Below are 16,720 nucleotides of genomic sequence, written 5' to 3' on the forward strand. Positions count from 1 at the left end.
GCTCAGAAGAGCACGCCCACCATCATGCCGCCGCTGGCCACCAGCGGCGTGTATTCGCCGAGGTGCGCATGCGAAAAGGCGTAGGCCTCTCGAGCGAACGCATGGCCGCTATCGACCTGATCGCCGTCGACGAGCTGGAAGCCATAGCCCGCTGCACCATAGAGCCCGAAGGTGATGCGGTTGCTGAGCAGCCATTGGCCACCGACGTTGAAGAGGAATGCGCCGCTGAGGTAGTCGGCGCTGGTCGTCTGCAAGGTGTACGAATAGGGCTCGTAGTGGTAGTGGTCCTGGCGCCATGCGCTCACGACGATCTCCGGCCGCACATACCAGCCCATCAGCGGGTGCAATTGCTGAAGGGTGGCGATGCGCCTTTGCGGGTTCGGCAGCCTGAGGTTCAGGCCGAGCTTGAGCAGTCCGCCGCTATGCACTTGGTAGACCGATCCGTTGCGGCCGCGATCATACAATCCGATGTACCCGGCCTTCACCGAGAGGCTCACATGCTCATCGATCACGCGCTGGTAGCCGATGGTCACATGGTTCAACGCCGGTGCGATCAAGTCGATGGCGATATGGTTCTTGGTGCCGACCATGGCGCGGCCCTGCGCATCGAGCGATAGGCGCACCCACTCGAAATCCTGGCCGCTGGCGAGCTTCACCCGAGCCAATTCGCTGCGCTCAACGGTGACCAGCACCGCGTGGTCGCCTGATTGCGCGCGGTAGCGCACGGTGCTCACGCCGATCTCCTCCACCGTGCCCGCCATCACGCTGCCGTTGATGTGGAAGAGCGAGTCCTGGGCCGTTGCATTGAGGCCGCCCAGTGCGGCGAGCGCGGTGATCACCCGATGGATCATGGCAATGGTTCGTTTGTGCGCGAACGCTGTACGACGTGGACTATTGCCCGATCAGCCCTTCAGTTCGGGCGGTACCGCGCACACCGGGATCGGTTCCATCTTATGGCGGTTGGCGGCCTTGCGCCGGTCGAAGATGGCGAGCACCTCTTGTTGCCGGGCGCTGAGATCAAGCTTGGCCGGGTCAATGCCTTTCTCGCGGATGTCCATCGCCCATTCCAGCTCGGGGTAGCTCGCGCCGATCTGGTCCTCGTCGCTGCGGTCATCGCCCCATAGGCCGTCCGTGGGCTTGGCTTGCATGATGGAGCCGATGATGCCGAGCCCGCGGGCCACGGCGTACACCTCGGTCTTGGTAAGGTCTGCAATGGGCGAGAGGTCCACACCGCCATCGCCGTACTTGGTGAAGAAGCCGATGCCGAAGTCCTCCACCTTGTTGCCCGTGCCGGCCACCACATGCCTCAGAAGTCCGGCGAAGTAGTAGAGCGTGGCCATGCGCAAGCGCGCGCGGGTGTTCGCGAGCGCGAGTTCCATGGCGGCCTTGTCCTCGACAGCCGGGAGTGCGGCCATCAATCGATCGAACACGGGCGTGAGCTGCACCACTTCCATGCGCGCATTCGGATGCCGTTCCATGAGCCACGAAATGTGCTCCTGTGCGCGCACCACCTGGGTCGACGCTTGATGGATGGGCATCTCCACGCAAAGCGTGGGCAAACCGGTCCGGGCGCAGAGCGCGCTGGTCACGGCGCTGTCGATCCCGCCGCTCACGCCCACCACGAAGCCCAGCTGCCCATTGCGCTCGCAATACGTGCGGAGCCATTCCGTGATGTGCTCGATGATGCCCTCGGTATTCATGTGCTGCTCGCCGATGCTACGGCCCAGGGGTGCAAAGGAAAAGCCCCTCCGGTGCAAGGCGAAGGGGCTTCTGATGGATTCGTTCAGCGGCTCAGAAGAACACGCCGAGGCTCAGCTCCACATAATGGGCCTTGGCCTTGGCGCCATCGATGTCGAGGATGTTGGTGAATCCGTTGTTATAGGTGATGCCGAACATCACGCTGGTGCTGCCGCTGAAGTTGTATTCCGCGCCAGCGCCCACGATCAACGAGGCCTTGTACAGCGCGATGTCGTCCTGCACATTCTCGTTCTCCTGTTCCTCGAACTTGTCGACGATGGTGGGCGCAACGCTGTTGTACACCGGTACCACCTGGTCGGCCTTGGCCTTGACGTTGAACGCGTTTCCGGCCCCCACCACGGCGAAGTAGCGCATGTAGCCGATCTCGTTGGTCATGAGCTTGATGGTGAGCGGGAGCTCCACGTACTGAAGGGCGACATCCGTCTCCAGTTCCCTTGTCTTCTGGGGCTCGTTCAGGGCATCGTAGTAGGCGAAGTCGGTCTTCCACTTCGTCTTCATGTTGTTCAGGTTCAGGCCGGTTGCGAAGCGGTAGTTGCCGCTGTTGCCGATGGGCAGCTCCAGCATCAGGCCGAAGGTGTATCCCAGACCGGCGCCGTTGCTCTTCAACGTCTTGGTCTCGGGCTGCACGAAGGCCATGTTCGGGCTCAGCTTCAATCCGAAGCGCACGCCCACATCATCCTGCGCGGTGAGCGTTGCAGCGGTGAGAACGAAAGCGAGAAGAGCGATGGGCTTGTTCATAGGTTTGGCGCGTGTTAAGCGGTGGCGAAAGTAACGTGGCGGTGCGGCGCTTTGCGAAAAGCGTGCTGTTCGCATGGGCCGTGTGCCTCATGGCGTGCGGAGGGGATGGAGTGCCGGAGCTGCCCGAGGGCACGGACCCGGTGCGCATCACCATCGGCCGCCTTGATCAGGACCTCTTCCACGCCCCTCCCGATAGCATGGCCGCTGCCAGCAGGAAGGCGCACGCCACCTACGGCGAGTTCTACCGCATCTACATCGAGGACATCCTGCAAGGCGCGCCCGTGGACGACCCGCGCCTGCCGCTGGTGCTGCACCGATTCGTGCTCGACCCCGATTGGAGCGCGGCGCAGGAGGCAGCCGATAGCGTGCTCGGCGACCTGGAGCCGCAGCGCGCGCTCTTCGAGAAGGCCTTCACGCGCTTGAAGGCGCTCTTCCCCGATAGCCTCACCCCGCGCGTCGTGGCCTTCAACTCCGGCTACAACTATGGGCTGTACCCCACCGATAGCGTGCTGGGCATCGGCATCGAATGGTTCATCGGCGTGGACCATCCGGTGATCGGATACCTCGCGCCGGAGAGCTTCCCGCAGTACATGAAGCAGCGCATGGAGCCGGCGATGCTGGTGCCGAGCGCGGTGAAGGGCTGGCTCCTGGTGCATTACACGCAGCCTGTTGACGATGCAGAGTTGCTCGCCCACATGGTGGAGACGGGCAAGGCGATGGCCCTGCTCGATGCGCTGCTGCCCGAAGTGGAGCCCCACCTCAAGCTCGCCTTCAGCAAGGAGCAGCTCGAATGGTGCGAGGCTAATGAGTATGAGGTGTGGAAGGCCCTGGTGGGCAAGGATCAGCTCTACAGCAAAAAGGGTGAGGACATCGGCCGCTGGATGAACGACGGGCCCTTCACCAATGGATTGCCGCGCGAGAGCCCTGGCCACCTCGGTGAATGGATCGGACTGCGCATGGTGCAAGCCTGCATGAAAGCCGACCCCAAGCTCACCTTCGCGCAGCTTTTCGCCATCGATGACCCGCGCGAGATCCTGAAGCACTACAAGCCGCGTTGAGCCTTTCAACTTGGATCACAGCCCGCCAACCGGTCAACCCGAGCCTGCCCGCGAAGGCATGGCGCAGGATTCCCTGAACCCCTGATCGACCATTCAGCAATGAAGACCTCCGATATCAACATCTCCGTGCGGCTTGACGACAACCATGTGCCTGAGCGCATCGAATGGAAGGCCGAGGACACCGGGAGCCAGGCCATGAGCAAAGCCATGCTGCTCGCGTTCTGGGACGAGCAGGAGAAGAACACGCTCCGCATCGATCTCTGGACGAAGGAGATGACCGTCGAGGAGATGAAGGCCTTCTTCCACCAGAACCTGCTCACCCTCTCCGACACCTTTGAGCGCGCTACCGGCGAAGGCCGGATGGCTGCTCAGATGCGCGACTTCGCGTCCTACTTCGCGGAGCACATGCTGGGCGTGGAGCCAAAGTGATGGAAGGGTAAATGGTTGATGCGAATACAGGGTGGGGGCGGAGGTTGAGGGTTAGGTTGGTGCATGCGATTGTCGAGGCGCTGCAACCTTCACGGTCATCAACCCCCGAACTCCTCAACCTCGACGACCCTCAACCTCCCCAACGCTCATTCACCTCCTCGATGAGCGCGAGGATCTCTTCCCGTCCCTGACGGCTCTCGGATGAGGTGGTGTGCATGGGCGGGAGCTCCTCCCATGTCTTCCGCAGCTCTCGTTTCAGCGCAGCGATGTTGGCCTGCACCTTCGGCGGAGAGATCTTATCGGCCTTGGTGAACACGATGCGGAAGGGGATCCCCTGCTCACCGAGCCATTGGATCATGTCGAGGTCGTTATGCTGCGGCTCAAGGCGCGAATCGATGAGCAGGAAAACGCATTGCAGGTTCTCACGCTCCCGCAGATAGGCGTGGATCATCTTCTCCCACACCGCGCGCTCGGCCTTGCTCGCTTTCGCGAAACCGTAGCCGGGCAGGTCGGCGAGCATCCAGGGCCTGCCGCTGGTGAGCGTGCCTTCCACGCGGAAGTGCTCCACATTTCGCGTGCGCCCCGGCGTATTGCTCACGCGCGCCAGCTTCTTGATCTGGCAGAGCATGTTGATCAGGGAGCTCTTGCCCACATTGCTCCGGCCGATGAAGGCGTACTCGGGCAATGCAGGCTTCGCCCAATGCGCCGCTTCGCGTCCGCTGGTGAGGTGCTCGGCGCGGAGGGATTTCATTGCTCGAATGGTAAATGCTTATGGGAGAGTGATGAGTCTGGCCCTGTCTCGCCGAGCGGAGCCGAGGGTCGCCGGACTCTCGGCTCTCCGCCTACCACAAGCTTCTAGGTGTTCGCGTCTTCGAGCCTCTTGTGCAACCACTCGCCCAGGATCCGATTGAATTCCTCCGGGTGCTCCATCATGGGCGCGTGCCCGCAGCCCTCGATCCAGTGCAGTTCGCTGTTGGGGAAGAGGCTGTGGAATTCCTCGGCCACTTCCGGCGGCGTGATGGTGTCCTGCCTGCCCCAGATCAGCAGCACCGGCATGGTCATGCGCGGGATGTCCTTGCCCATGTTGTGGCGGATGGCGCTCTTCGCCAACGCCAGGATGCGGATCAATTTGCCCTTGTCATTCACCGTCTCATAGCACTCCTCCACCAGCGCGTCGGTCACGTGCTTCGGGTCGTGGAAGGTGAGGGCGATCTTCTTGCGCAAGTACTCTTTGTCCTCGCGTCGCGGGAAACTGCCGCCGAAGGCATTCTCATAAAGGCCGCTGCTGCCGGTGAGCGTGAGGGTGCGAACCCGTGAGGCGTGCTTCGTGCAGTAGATCAGCGCCACGTGCCCGCCCAAGGAATTGCCCAGCAGGTTCACTTGCGCCAGGCCGAGGTGATGGAGGAAGCGGTCCAGGAAATCGGCCAGCGCCGGCACATTGGTTCCGAGCATGGGCATGCTGTACAGCGGCAGCATGGGGACCAGCACGCGGTAGCGCGGCGCGAAATGATCGAACAGCGGTTTGAAGTTGCTCAGCGCGCCGAACAATCCATGGAGCAATACAAGCGGCTGGCCTTCCCCGGCATCCAGGTACTGGAACTCTCCTTCCTGCTTCAGCGTGTGCGCCATGGGTCCGGCCAAATGTAGGCGGGCCGATTGTGGAACATCGAGGCCAAGGCCTTTGCAGAACGCTCGGAAGGTCATGGTCGGCTGGATGTTGCCGGCGAGACCGTGGAATCGACCGGATTGCCCCTTGCCATGCACTCGTGAGCTGATTTCGGCACGGAATGGAGCTCATTGTGGGAAACTCTGCCACTTTCTCCCACCGTTCGTTTTACCCGTGATTACGCAGGTTTTGTAACGAATCGGCCTACTTGGTCGTAGCTTTGGGGCATCAAGTTTTGAACATCGTGCCTGAAAAGGCCTGAAAGTGCCGGACCGCCGCTACTTTCGCCGCCGTCTCGCACGCACATGAGCGCATATGCTGAACCTGCTCGGGGAATACGATTGCCGGCTCGACGCCAAGGGAAGGCTTGTCCTTCCAGCCATGCTGCGCAAGCAGCTGGGCGACTTGGCAGACCGCGGCTTCGTGATGAACCGGGATGTTCACGCGCCCTGCCTGGTGATCTATCCCATGCCGATCTGGGAGGCCACCACCAACAAGCTGGATCGCCTGAACCGATTCGTGAAAGCGAACGCGGATTTCATCAGGCGATTCACGGCAGGGGCGACTCCATTGGCGCCCGACCCCACCGGCCGTATGCTGCTGCCTTATGCATTGCTGAAGGATGCCCGATTGGGCAACGACCTGAAGCTGCTGGGCCAGCGCGACCGGATCGAGGTCTGGGATGCCAAGGCATACGCCGACATGCGCAACGAGGCCGTGGATATGAGCTCCTTGTCCGAAGCAGTCATGGGTCCATTGGGCAATGACGACGGGAAGTGATTACCACGACCCCGTTCTTTCACAAGCCTGCATCGATGGGTTGAATATCCGCCCCGACGGCATCTACGTCGATGCCACCTTCGGGGGAGGAGGACACAGCCGCGCGATACTCGGCAAGCTCGGCCCGCAGGGAAGGCTGATCGCCTTCGACCGCGACAAGGACGCTTGGGCCAATGCGATCAACGACCCGCGCTTCACGCTGGTGAAGAGCGATTTCCGTTGGATCCGGAACCACCTGCGCTTCCTTCAGGCCATCCCGATCAATGGCCTGCTCGCCGACCTTGGCGTCAGCAGCCATCAATTCGATCGCGGTGAGCGCGGATTCAGCATCCGCTTCGACGGCCCGCTGGATATGCGGATGGACCGCCGCGCCAAGCTCACCGCAGCCGATATCGTGAACGGCTGGGACGAAGGGCGAATCGCCGGTCTCCTGCGGAGTTACGGCGAGGTCGATGGTGCGCACCGCGTGGCCAGGGCCTTGGCGAATGCACGCGCGGCCAAGCGCATCACCACCACGCAGCAGCTGATCCAGGCAATCGCTCCGGTGACGCCGTGGAAAGAGGAGAACGGCTTCCGTGCGCAGGTCTTCCAAGCGCTGCGCATCGCGGTGAACGACGAGCTCGGATCACTGGAGGCCTTGCTGAAGCAGAGCGCGGAGGTGATGGCGCCCGGGGCAAGGCTGGTGGTGATCAGCTACCACAGCCTCGAGGACCGCCTGGTGAAGAACTGGATGCGTGCCGGCCACCTCAGCGGAGAAGAGCAGAAGGACCACTACGGCAATAGGCTCCGGCCATTCCATCCATCGGGCAAGGCGATCAAGCCGAGCGAAGAAGAGACCGCAAGGAACCCGCGGGCCCGCAGCGCCCGCTTACGCATAGCAGAGAGAGCATGAACAGGATGCGCGAGAGTGCCGAGGAGAAGCCGAAGGCCAAGAAGGCCGCTAAGCCGATGCGCTTGCCGCGCGGCTTCATCAGCGTGCTCAACGGCTCTTTCCTCACCAAGGACAATGTGCTGCTGAACATGCCCTTCATCCTGTTCCTCGCTGGGGCGGGCCTGCTGAGCATCGCCTACGGCTACCATGCCGAACGCGTGGTGCGCGACATCGACGAGCATGGTGCTGCCCTCAAGGAACAGCGCGCTGAATACATCAGCGTCCGCGCTGAGCTCGAGAAGCAGGAGCAGCAGAGCCAGGTGGCCGGCCGGATCAGCGCGCTTGGGCTGAAAGAGAGCCGCGTTCCGCCAGTGAAATTGGAAGTGGACGAGGACAAACTCGACGATACGCGCATCCCATGAGCAAGACCTCGCCGTTGGCCCTGCGCGCGCGCATCGTGTACCTCAGCGTGGCGCTCTTCGCCTTCGCCATCGCCGTGCAGCTCTTCCGCGTGCAGCTGTTCGAGGGCGAGCAATGGCGCGCCAAGGCCCAGCATGTCAGCACCGCATGGCGCACCGTGCAGCCCGAGCGCGGCCATATCTACAGCGGCGATGGCCGATTGCTCGCCACCAGCGTGCCGGAGTACGATGTGCGCATGGACATGGCCGCTGAGGCCCTGACGCCGGAGCGCTTCAGCACGCACATCGATTCACTCGCATGGCACCTCGCCGCGCTCTTCCAGGACCGCACGAAGGAGGAGTACAAGCGCGACCTCACGGATGCACGTGCCCGCAAGGAGCGATACCACCTGGTGAAGCGCCGCGCCAGCCACGCGCAAGTACAGGCGCTGCGCCATTTCCCGCTCTTCCGCGACGGCCGTTTCAAGAGCGGGCTCGTCACCGAGAAACGGTTGGTGCGCGCGCGTCCCTTCGGCCGGCTGGCTGCTCGCACGGTGGGCTATGTGCTGCGCGACAGCACCACCATCGGCCTCGAAGGAGGATACGACAAGTACCTCAAGGGCCGAACCGGGCATAGGCTCGAGCGCCGACTGGCCGGCGGAACATGGATGCCCTTGGACGATGGCGAGGGAACGGACCCGGAGCCGGGCATCGACATCCATACCACGATCGACATCAACCTGCAGGACGTCGCCGATGCCGCGCTCGAGCAACAGCTGCGCAAGCACGGCGCGCAATACGGCAGCGTGGTGGTGATGGAGGTGGCCACGGGGAGGATCAAGGCCATCAGCAACCTCACCCGCACCGCCGATAGCACATACGCCGAAACCATGAACTGGGCAGTGGGCGAAGCGGCAGAACCCGGATCCACCTTCAAGCTGCCCGCCCTCATGGTGGCCCTCGAGGAAGGGCTGATCGGTCCCGATGACACCGTGGACACCAAGTGGGGCTCCATCACCTATTGCGGCAAGGAGAAGATGGTGGACTCGCATCCGTACAAGGACCGCAAGGTCACTGTGCGCCGCGCCTTCGAGGCCTCGCTCAACACCGGCTGCAGCCAAGCCGTGATGAAAGCCTTCCAAAAGGACCCCAAGCGCTTCGTGGAGGGATTGAAGCGCATGCGCCTGCACGAGCTCACCGGCGTGATGATCCCCGGCGAGGCCGTGCCCACGCTGCGATCGCCGGGCGAGAAATTCTGGAGCTGCACGAGCCTGCCTTGGATGAGCATCGGCTATGAGGTGGCCGTGACGCCGCTCCAGATGCTCACCTTCTACAACGCGGTGGCCAACAATGGCCGCATGATGCAGCCGCAGCTCGTCACGCAGGTATCCCGTGATGGGCGCACGATCGAGGAGTTCGAGCCCAGCGTGCTCCAGGAGCGCATCTGCTCCGATAAGACGCTCAAGATCGTGCATGAGCTCCTGCAAGGCGTGGTCGATAGCGGCACCGCGCGGAACCTGCACGACGCCGAATTGCGCATCGCGGGCAAGACCGGGACCGCGCAGATCCTGCGCAACGGCAGCTACCAGCAGAACGGCAAGAGCTACCAGGCCTCGTTCGCCGGCTACTTCCCGGCCGACAAGCCGCTCTACAGCTGCATCGTGGTTGTGAACGGGCCGACCATGAGCGGCTACTACGCCAATGTGGTCGCGGGGCCCATCTTCCGGGAGATCGCGGACAAGGTCTACAGCAATCGCTTGGAGCTTCAGTCCGGTCGGGTGCTGGCCGAAGCGAAAGGTCCGCGGGCGCCGGTGAGCATGAGCGGCCGCGCAACCGACCTGCGCGCCGCGATGGCCGGCCTCGGCGTGCCCTTCAGCCAGGATGGCGAGGGCGAATGGCTCACCACCGAGAGCGGCGACAGCATGGTGACGGCCCGCCCACGGACGATCGCCAGCGATGCCAGCGGCCTGGTGCCCAATGTGCTGGGAATGGGCCTGCGCGATGCGCTCTTCCTCCTCGAGAACCGCGGCTACCGGGTACGCGTGCAGGGCGCCGGCATGGTGAAGCGCCAATCGATCGCACCCGGCACGCGCGCCATGCGCGGCGCCTCCATCCTCATTGAACTGGCATGAAGCTGCTGAAGGACCTGTTGTACAGCGTGCCCATCGAACAGGTGGAAGGAAGCACCAACTGCGCGATAGAGCACGTGGTGTTCGATAGCCGCGCCGTGCAGGCCATGAGCCTTTTCGTGGCCGTGCGTGGCACCCGCACCGATGGGCATGCCTTCATCGCGAAGGCGGTTGCGGATGGTGCCAGCGCGATCGTGTGCGAGCAGATGCCGGAGCGATTCGCCGATGGCGTCACCTATGTGCGCGTGCGCGATGCCGCGGAGGCGCTCGCGCTGCTCGCTTCCAATTTCTTCGATCAGCCCAGCAAGCAGCTGAAGCTCGTGGGCATCACGGGCACCAACGGCAAGACCAGCGTGGCCACGTTGCTCTATCGGCTGTTCCGCGCACTCGGCCACAAGAGCTCGCTGATCAGCACGGTGGAGATCCGCATCGGGCAGAAGTCGATCCCGAGCACGCACACCACGCCCGATGCCGTGCGGCTCAACGCCCTGCTCGCCGAGATGGTGGAGGCCGGCGTCACCCACTGCTTCATGGAAGTGAGCAGCCACAGCGTGGTGCAGCACCGCATCGCCGGACTGCGCTTCGCCGGAGGCGTGTTCACCAATATCACGCACGACCATCTCGACTACCACGGCACCTTCGCTGAGTACATCAAGGCCAAGAAGCGCTTCTTCGATGGGCTCCCGGCTGAGGCCTTCGCGCTGGTGAACGCCGATGACGCCAACAGCGCGGTGATGGTGCAGGGCACCCGCGCGCGGAAACGGTCATTCGCCGTGCGCAGCCTTGCCGACCATCATGCGCGCATCATCGAGAACCAGCTCAGCGGACTGCACCTGAGCATCGATGGGCACGACCTCTACGCCCGGCTCGTGGGCGAGTTCAATGCCAGCAACCTGCTCGCCGTTTACAGCGTGGCGCTGCTGCTCGGCAAGGCGCCGCTCGACATCCTCACCGCCCTCAGCGACCTGGAACCGCCGCGCGGCCGCTTCCAAGTGGTGCGCGGCGCAAGCGGCGTGCTCGGGATCGTCGATTATGCGCACACGCCCGATGCGCTGAAGAACGTGCTCGGCACCATCAACGGGCTCTGCCTCGGCGACGAGCGCGTGATCACCGTGATCGGTTGCGGCGGCGACCGCGATCGCGCGAAGCGCCCCGAGATGGCGCGCATCGCCACGGCCATGAGCGCCATGGTGGTGCTCACCAGCGACAATCCGCGCAGCGAAGAACCGATGGCCATCATCAACGAGATGCGCGCAGGCATTGCCGCGGCCGATGGCGCGCGCGTATTCGTGAACGCCGATCGCCGCGAGGCCATCCGCCAGGCGGCGGGCATGGCCAAGGCCGGTGATGTGATCCTGCTCGCCGGCAAGGGGCACGAGACCTACCAGGAGGTGCTCGGCGAGAAGCACCCCTTCGATGATGCCGCCGTGCTGAAGGAAACGCTTGAACTCCTCCATAAGTAGATGCTCTACCACCTCTTCGACAGCATCGGTTTCAGCGTGCCCGGCTCGGGGGTGTTCAGCTACATCTCTTTCCGCGCAGCGCTGGCGGTGTTCATGTCGCTGCTCATCAGCCTCTGGTTCGGAGGGAGCATCATCCGCCTGCTGCGCCGCCTGCAGGTGGGCGAGACCGTGCGCGACCTCGGCCTCGAGGGGCAGCTGAGCAAGCAGGGGACCCCCACCATGGGCGGCCTCATCATCCTCTCGGCCACGATCATCCCCACGCTGCTCTTCGCCCGGCTCGACAACATCTACATCATCCTTCTGCTGGTGAGCACCGTGTGGATGGGCGGCATCGGCTTCCTTGACGACTACATCAAGGTCTTCAAGAAGGACAAGCGCGGCCTCGCGGGCAAGTTCAAGGTGGTGGGCCAGGTGGGCCTCGGCCTCATCGTGGGCGCCACCGTGTATTTCCATCCGGACATCCGCACGCGCGTGGAGATCTCCGGATCGCTCGCTGAGCAGATGGATCCATCAGCGGTGCACACCATCACCGAGAGCGACGGCACGCAGCACTTCATGCTGAACCGCAAATCGCCCAACACCACGATCCCATTCGTCAAAGGCAATGAGTTCAACTACAGCACGCTGCTGAAGCCCTTCGGGAGCGCCGCGCGCGAGTACACATGGGTGCTCTACATCGCCATCGTCATCTTCATCATCACCGCGGTCAGCAACGGCGCCAACATCACCGATGGGCTCGATGGGCTGGCCACGGGCACCAGCGCCATCATGGTGCTCGCGCTCGGCATCCTGGCCTATGTGAGCGGCAACATCATCTTCTCGAGCTACCTCGACATCATGTACATCCCCGGCTCGGGCGAGCTGGCGGTGTTCATCGGCGCGCTGCTCGGTGCATGCATCGGATTCCTCTGGTACAACACCTATCCGGCGCAGGTCTTCATGGGCGACACGGGCAGCCTGGCGCTCGGCGGCATCATCGCCACGCTGGCCATCCTGGTGCGCAAGGAGCTGCTGATCCCGGTGCTCTGCGGGGTATTCCTGGTGGAGAACCTCAGCGTGGTGCTGCAGGTCTCCTATTTCAAGTGGACCAAGCGCCGTCACGGTGAAGGACGCAGGATCTTCCTGATGTCTCCCCTGCACCATCACTTCCAGAAGAAGGGCATCCACGAGAGCAAGATCGTCGCTCGGTTCTGGATCGTGGGCATCATGCTGGCCGTGCTCTCCATCGTAACGCTCAAGCTGCGATGAAGCGATTGGTGGTCCTCGGCGGGCAGGAGAGCGGCGTGGGCGCGGCGAGGCTGGCGCAGCAGCGCGGCCTCGACGTGTTCGTGAGCGATGCTGGCCTGCTGAAGCCCGAGTACCGCGATGCCCTGAAGGCGCGCGCGATCCCTTTCGAAGAGGGCGGCCACACCGCTGCACGCGTGCTCGGGGCCGATGAGATCGTGAAGAGCCCAGGCATCCCCGACAGCGCATCGCTGGTGCGCGCGGCGCGCGAGCAGGGCATCCCGGTGATTAGCGAGATCGAGTTCGCCTACCGCTATTGCAAAGGCGCCATCGTGGGCATCACCGGCAGCAACGGCAAGACCACCACCACCTTGCTCACCCACCACATCCTCTCGCGTGCGGGCCTCGATGTGGCCCTTGGCGGCAATGTGGGCAACTCCTTCGCCGGGCTCATCGCCGAGGGCGATCATGCCTGGTACGTGCTTGAGCTGAGCAGCTTCCAGCTCGATGGCATCCGCGACTTCCGTCCGCGCGTGGCCATGCTGCTCAATATCAGCCCCGACCACCTCGAGCGCTACGAGCACCGCTTGGAGAACTACGTGGCCAGCAAGTTCCGCATCGCCCTCAACCAGACCGAGGACGACCACTTCATCCACGGTGCCGACGACGCCGCGATCGCCGGATGGCTCCAGGGCCATCCGATCCGCCCGCGCCGCTGGCCCTTCAGCATCGAGCACCGCGTGTCCCAGGGCGCGTGCCTCATCGACGACCGGATCACCATCACCACCAACCAAACCACATTCGACATGAGCATCCAAGAACTCGCGCTGCAGGGAAGGCACAACGTGTACAACAGCATGGCCGCGGGCATCGCCGCGCGCGTGCTCGACATCCGCAACGATGCCGTGCGCGAGAGCCTGAGCGACTTCCAGAACGTGGAGCACCGCCTCGAGCGCGTGGCCAGCGTGCATGGCGTGGAGTTCATCAACGATAGCAAGGCCACCAACGTGAACAGCGCGTGGTACGCCCTCGAGAGCATGCGCCGCCCGGTGATCTGGATCGCTGGCGGTGAGGAGCATGGCAACGACTACAGCCAGCTGGTGCCGCTGGTCAAGCAGAAGGTGAAGGCCATCGTGTGCCTCGGCAAGGACAACAGCCGCTTGAAGGAGGCCTTCGGCGCGCTCGTGAAGGATTTCGTGGAGACCACCACCGCCGAGCACGCCGTGCAGGCATCGTACGCCCTCGCAGAGGATGGCGATGCCGTGCTGCTCAGCCCGGCCTGCAAGAGCTTCGACCTGTTCGCCAACTACGAGGAGCGCGGCCGCAGGTTCAAGGCAGCCGTGAAGGCCCTATGAACCGCTAACGACCCATTGGCATGGCACGCACCAAGGAGAACGAAGCGCCGCTGCGCATCGCAGGCGGCCAGCTGATCGAGGCGCGGCGAGCATCGCTGAGCGCTTGGGGGCCGCACCGGCTCGAAGCCGTGGCGAGTGTCGACGATGTGCTGTACGTGAACGACAGCCGCGCCACCTTCCTCGATGCCGCGCTCGAATCACTGAGCACCATCGAGCGCCGCATGGTGTGGATCGTGGGCGCGTGGAGCGAGGAGATGGCCAGTGCGCCCGCACAGGAGCTGCTGAACGACCGCGTGTCCGTGGTGGTGCTATTCGGTCCCTTGGCCGTAGGCAGCGAAATGAGCCTGCCGGAGCACTTCTACCGCGTGGACGATCTGCGCACGGCGGTGTTCACAGCGCGCGAACTGGCGCAGCCCGGCGAGGTGGTGCTCTTCAGCCCGGCATGCCCCAGCGGCAACGGCTTCGCCAACTACGAAGAGCGCGGCGCGGAATTCAAACGGGCCGTGAGGGACCTCTGAACGCAGCGAACGCATGATGATCTAAGTCCGTCCGCATGACCACGCTCTTGAAGAAGCTCCCCGGCGACCGCACCATCTGGATGGCCGCGCTCTTCCTCGCGCTCATCAGCCTGCTGGCGGTGTACAGCTCCATCAGCTCCCTGGCCGTGAAGCGCGATGGCAGCACCCTCCACTTCCTGCTGAAGCATGCGCTGATGCTGGGTTCAGGCGGCCTCATCATGTACTACGCCAGCCTCCTGCGCCACGGCATCTACTCCCGCCTCGCGCAATTGAGCATATGGCTCGTGGCGGGCCTGCTGCTGCTCACGCTGGTGCTGGGCTCCAACATCAACGATGCGAGCCGCTGGCTCACCATCCCCATCATCAACCAGAGCTTCCAGACCAGCGATCTGGCCAAGGTCGTGCTCATCGCCTACCTGGCGCGCGTGCTCGCGAAGCACCACGGTGAGGAGTGGACCCTGCGCGAGGTCGCGCTCAAGCTCATGCTCCCCGTCGGGGTGATCTGCGGCCTGATCCTGCCCGCGAACTTCAGCACGGCCGCGTTGCTCTTCCTCATCTGCGTTACGCTCATGTTCATCGCGCAGGTGCCCATCAAGCACCTGGCGGTCCTCATCGGCTCGGCTGTGGCGGTTTTCGCTCTGCTGCTCCTCATCGCCGATTTCTTCCCTGACCTATTGCCTCGCGCAGCCACATGGGCGGCCCGCATCAAGGCATTCGGCAGCGAGGCCGGCAGTGACGCGAACTACCAGGTGGAGCACGCCAAGATCGCCATCGCCAGCGGCGGCCTGTTCCCCAGCATGCCCGGCACGGCCGCTTCGCGCAATTGGCTGCCGCATCCCTACAGCGATATGATCTATGCCTTCATCGTGGAGGAGTACGGCAGCATCCTCGGCGGATTGGGCCTTCTGCTGCTGTACCTGATCCTGCTCCACCGCGCGGTTTCCATCGCCAAGCGCTGCGAGAAGCCCTTCGGCGCGCTGGTCTCCGTGGGCCTTGGGCTCTTGCTCGTGGTGCAAGCCATGGTGAACATGGCGGTGGCGGTGAACCTCGTGCCGGTCACCGGTCAGCCGCTGCCCTTGGTGAGCATGGGCGGCACCAGCGTGTGGTTCACCTGCCTGGCCATCGGCATCATCATCAGCGTGAGCCGGAGCCTGGAGCAGCCGCAAGAAGAAACGAAGGATGCCAAGCCGCGGACAGCAGCCGCCTGATGCCGCCACGCACGCGCTGCGGGTGATGATCGCTGGCGGCGGCACCGGCGGGCACATCTTCCCGGCCATCGCCATCGCCCAGGCCGTGCGCGATTTGCGGCCCGATGCGCGTTTCCTCTTCGTGGGAGCTGAAGGGAAGATGGAGATGCAGAAGGTGCCGGCCGCGGGCTTCGCCATCGAGGCGCTGCCCATCCGCGGCTTCCAGCGCGGTTCATTGATCAAGAACATCGGCCTGCCGTGGCGCTTGCTGCGCAGCATGCTCAAAGCACGCGCCCTGGTGAAGCAATTCAGGCCACAGGTGGCCGTGGGCGTGGGCGGCTACGCCAGCGGCCCCTTGCTGAAAGCCGCGCAGGGCATGGGCGTGCCCACCCTTATCCAGGAGCAGAACAGCTTCCCCGGCAAGACCAACATCCACCTGGCGAAGCGCGCCGCGCGCATCTGCGTGGCTTACGAAGGCATGGAGAGGTACTTCCCCAAGGAGCGCATCCTTATCACCGGCAATCCGGTGCGCACCGATACCGTTAAGCTCACTGGCAAGAAGCCGCGCGGCCTGGAGCATTTCGGTCTCCGCGCTGATGCGCCCATCCTCTTCATCACGGGTGGAAGCCTGGGAGCGCGCGGCGTGAATCGCGGCGTGGAAGCCGCGCTGCCGCTGTGGAAGAGGGAAGGGGTGCAAGTGATCTGGCAAACGGGCACTCCTTTCCTGAAGCAGGCGCAGGAAGCGGTGGCGCGCATCGGCTATGGGGATTGCAAGGTGCACGAGTTCGTGGACCGCATGGACCTGGCCTACGCCGCAGCGGACCTGGTGGTGGCGCGCGCCGGAGCCATCAGCGTGAGTGAGCTGTGCATCGTGGCCAAGCCCGCGATCCTGGTGCCGCTGCCCACCGCCGCCGAGGACCACCAGACCCACAACGCGCGGGCGCTCACCGATCGAGGGGCGGCCGTGCTGCTGCGCGATGCCGATGCAGTGGAGCAGCTCGGTGCGAAGGCCTTGGAGCTCATCCGCGATCAGCAGGCGTTGGATCGTTTGCGACTGGCCATCGCCGGGCTCGCCCAGCATGATGCGGCGCAGGCCATCGCCGCGGAAGTGATCCGCATCGCCCGGGCATGAAAAAGCACAGATCC

The 16,720-nt window shown here is 63.9% G+C and carries 17 protein-coding genes; 12 read left to right on the forward strand and 5 right to left on the reverse strand.

From position 1 onward, the window contains the following. Positions 1–2: 2 nt before the first annotated feature. The 3 genes from IPK70_16980 to IPK70_16990 form a co-directional block, all read right to left on the reverse strand. Positions 3–851, reverse strand: coding sequence for a hypothetical protein (locus IPK70_16980; GenBank protein MBK8228858.1), 849 nt, complete (start codon positions 849–851; stop codon positions 3–5). Between the two features lie 51 nt (positions 852–902). After that, positions 903–1,700 carry an NAD(+) synthase gene (gene nadE / locus IPK70_16985; GenBank protein MBK8228859.1) on the reverse strand — a complete coding sequence of 266 codons (798 nt, stop codon included), beginning with the start codon at positions 1,698–1,700 and terminating at the stop codon, positions 903–905. Positions 1,701–1,791: 91 nt separating this feature from the next. Then, complete coding sequence (locus IPK70_16990) at positions 1,792–2,496, reverse strand: PorT family protein (GenBank protein ID MBK8228860.1); 705 nt, start codon at positions 2,494–2,496, stop codon at positions 1,792–1,794. A 62-nt stretch (positions 2,497–2,558) separates the two neighbouring features. Between IPK70_16990 and IPK70_16995 the strand changes: the two genes are divergently transcribed. Beyond that, a complete protein-coding gene (locus IPK70_16995) occupies positions 2,559–3,554 on the forward strand; it encodes a hypothetical protein (GenBank protein ID MBK8228861.1) in 996 nt (331 codons plus the stop codon). A gap of 99 nt (positions 3,555–3,653) precedes the next feature. Further along, positions 3,654–3,983, forward strand: a complete 330-nt coding sequence (gldC, locus tag IPK70_17000; GenBank protein ID MBK8228862.1) for a gliding motility protein GldC — start codon at positions 3,654–3,656, stop codon at positions 3,981–3,983. Between the two features lie 130 nt (positions 3,984–4,113). Here gldC and IPK70_17005 read toward each other — a convergent pair whose 3' ends face one another. Both IPK70_17005 and IPK70_17010 read right to left on the reverse strand, forming a co-directional pair. Beyond that, positions 4,114–4,734: a YihA family ribosome biogenesis GTP-binding protein gene (locus IPK70_17005; protein MBK8228863.1), complete on the reverse strand. Its 621-nt coding sequence runs from the start codon at positions 4,732–4,734 to the stop codon at positions 4,114–4,116. A gap of 104 nt (positions 4,735–4,838) precedes the next feature. Then, the gene (locus IPK70_17010; protein ID MBK8228864.1) at positions 4,839–5,612 is read right to left on the reverse strand and encodes an alpha/beta fold hydrolase; all 774 of its coding nucleotides are present in this window, start codon (positions 5,610–5,612) and stop codon (positions 4,839–4,841) included. A 352-nt stretch (positions 5,613–5,964) separates the two neighbouring features. Between IPK70_17010 and IPK70_17015 the strand changes: the two genes are divergently transcribed. From IPK70_17015 to murG, 10 genes are read left to right on the forward strand one after another with little or no spacing between them, the layout of a single operon-like run. Further along, complete coding sequence (locus IPK70_17015) at positions 5,965–6,429, forward strand: division/cell wall cluster transcriptional repressor MraZ (protein ID MBK8228865.1); 465 nt, start codon at positions 5,965–5,967, stop codon at positions 6,427–6,429. Further along, positions 6,413–7,321, forward strand: coding sequence for a 16S rRNA (cytosine(1402)-N(4))-methyltransferase RsmH (gene rsmH, locus IPK70_17020; protein ID MBK8228866.1), 909 nt, complete (start codon positions 6,413–6,415; stop codon positions 7,319–7,321). The genes IPK70_17015 and rsmH overlap by 17 nt, the downstream gene beginning before the upstream one ends. Next, positions 7,318–7,722, forward strand: coding sequence for a hypothetical protein (locus tag IPK70_17025; protein ID MBK8228867.1), 405 nt, complete (start codon positions 7,318–7,320; stop codon positions 7,720–7,722). Before rsmH ends, IPK70_17025 begins: the two co-directional genes overlap by 4 nt. Beyond that, the gene (locus IPK70_17030; protein ID MBK8228868.1) at positions 7,719–9,830 is read left to right on the forward strand and encodes a transpeptidase family protein; all 2,112 of its coding nucleotides are present in this window, start codon (positions 7,719–7,721) and stop codon (positions 9,828–9,830) included. Before IPK70_17025 ends, IPK70_17030 begins: the two co-directional genes overlap by 4 nt. Further along, on the forward strand, positions 9,827–11,290 hold the full coding sequence (locus IPK70_17035; protein ID MBK8228869.1) for a UDP-N-acetylmuramoyl-L-alanyl-D-glutamate--2,6-diaminopimelate ligase: 1,464 nt from the start codon (positions 9,827–9,829) through the stop codon (positions 11,288–11,290). The genes IPK70_17030 and IPK70_17035 overlap by 4 nt, the downstream gene beginning before the upstream one ends. Further along, the gene (locus IPK70_17040; protein ID MBK8228870.1) at positions 11,291–12,538 is read left to right on the forward strand and encodes a phospho-N-acetylmuramoyl-pentapeptide-transferase; all 1,248 of its coding nucleotides are present in this window, start codon (positions 11,291–11,293) and stop codon (positions 12,536–12,538) included. Beyond that, positions 12,535–13,869, forward strand: a complete 1,335-nt coding sequence (gene murD, locus IPK70_17045; GenBank protein ID MBK8228871.1) for a UDP-N-acetylmuramoyl-L-alanine--D-glutamate ligase — start codon at positions 12,535–12,537, stop codon at positions 13,867–13,869. The genes IPK70_17040 and murD overlap by 4 nt, the downstream gene beginning before the upstream one ends. Positions 13,870–13,889: 20 nt before the next feature. Continuing rightward, positions 13,890–14,387 (forward strand): hypothetical protein, encoded by a 498-nt coding sequence (locus tag IPK70_17050; protein MBK8228872.1) that lies wholly within the window; start codon positions 13,890–13,892, stop codon positions 14,385–14,387. A gap of 35 nt (positions 14,388–14,422) precedes the next feature. After that, a complete protein-coding gene (locus tag IPK70_17055; GenBank protein MBK8228873.1) occupies positions 14,423–15,595 on the forward strand; it encodes an FtsW/RodA/SpoVE family cell cycle protein in 1,173 nt (390 codons plus the stop codon). Continuing rightward, positions 15,567–16,706, forward strand: a complete 1,140-nt coding sequence (gene murG, locus IPK70_17060; protein MBK8228874.1) for an undecaprenyldiphospho-muramoylpentapeptide beta-N-acetylglucosaminyltransferase — start codon at positions 15,567–15,569, stop codon at positions 16,704–16,706. The genes IPK70_17055 and murG overlap by 29 nt, the downstream gene beginning before the upstream one ends. Positions 16,707–16,720 lie beyond the last annotated feature (14 nt).

Source organism: Flavobacteriales bacterium, assembly GCA_016712535.1.
Lineage (GTDB): Bacteria > Bacteroidota > Bacteroidia > Flavobacteriales_F > PHOS-HE28 > PHOS-HE28.

What these genes read in the sequence shown, in the direction of transcription:
- IPK70_16990 (MBK8228860.1), bottom strand. Translation starts at nt 2,496, where the DNA reads ATGAACAAGCCCATCGCTCTTCTCGCTTTCGTTCTCACCGCTGCAACG.
- IPK70_17055 (MBK8228873.1), top strand. Translation starts at nt 14,423, where the DNA reads ATGACCACGCTCTTGAAGAAGCTCCCCGGCGACCGCACCATCTGGATG.
- IPK70_17025 (MBK8228867.1), top strand. Translation starts at nt 7,318, where the DNA reads ATGAACAGGATGCGCGAGAGTGCCGAGGAGAAGCCGAAGGCCAAGAAG.
- IPK70_17010 (MBK8228864.1), bottom strand. Translation starts at nt 5,612, where the DNA reads ATGGCGCACACGCTGAAGCAGGAAGGAGAGTTCCAGTACCTGGATGCC.
- IPK70_17005 (MBK8228863.1), bottom strand. Translation starts at nt 4,734, where the DNA reads ATGAAATCCCTCCGCGCCGAGCACCTCACCAGCGGACGCGAAGCGGCG.
- nadE (MBK8228859.1), bottom strand. Translation starts at nt 1,700, where the DNA reads ATGAATACCGAGGGCATCATCGAGCACATCACGGAATGGCTCCGCACG.
- IPK70_17015 (MBK8228865.1), top strand. Translation starts at nt 5,965, where the DNA reads ATGCTGAACCTGCTCGGGGAATACGATTGCCGGCTCGACGCCAAGGGA.
- gldC (MBK8228862.1), top strand. Translation starts at nt 3,654, where the DNA reads ATGAAGACCTCCGATATCAACATCTCCGTGCGGCTTGACGACAACCAT.
- IPK70_17050 (MBK8228872.1), top strand. Translation starts at nt 13,890, where the DNA reads ATGGCACGCACCAAGGAGAACGAAGCGCCGCTGCGCATCGCAGGCGGC.
- IPK70_16980 (MBK8228858.1), bottom strand. Translation starts at nt 851, where the DNA reads ATGATCCATCGGGTGATCACCGCGCTCGCCGCACTGGGCGGCCTCAAT.
- murG (MBK8228874.1), top strand. Translation starts at nt 15,567, where the DNA reads ATGCCAAGCCGCGGACAGCAGCCGCCTGATGCCGCCACGCACGCGCTG.
- rsmH (MBK8228866.1), top strand. Translation starts at nt 6,413, where the DNA reads ATGACGACGGGAAGTGATTACCACGACCCCGTTCTTTCACAAGCCTGC.
- IPK70_17030 (MBK8228868.1), top strand. Translation starts at nt 7,719, where the DNA reads ATGAGCAAGACCTCGCCGTTGGCCCTGCGCGCGCGCATCGTGTACCTC.
- murD (MBK8228871.1), top strand. Translation starts at nt 12,535, where the DNA reads ATGAAGCGATTGGTGGTCCTCGGCGGGCAGGAGAGCGGCGTGGGCGCG.
- IPK70_17035 (MBK8228869.1), top strand. Translation starts at nt 9,827, where the DNA reads ATGAAGCTGCTGAAGGACCTGTTGTACAGCGTGCCCATCGAACAGGTG.
- IPK70_17040 (MBK8228870.1), top strand. Translation starts at nt 11,291, where the DNA reads ATGCTCTACCACCTCTTCGACAGCATCGGTTTCAGCGTGCCCGGCTCG.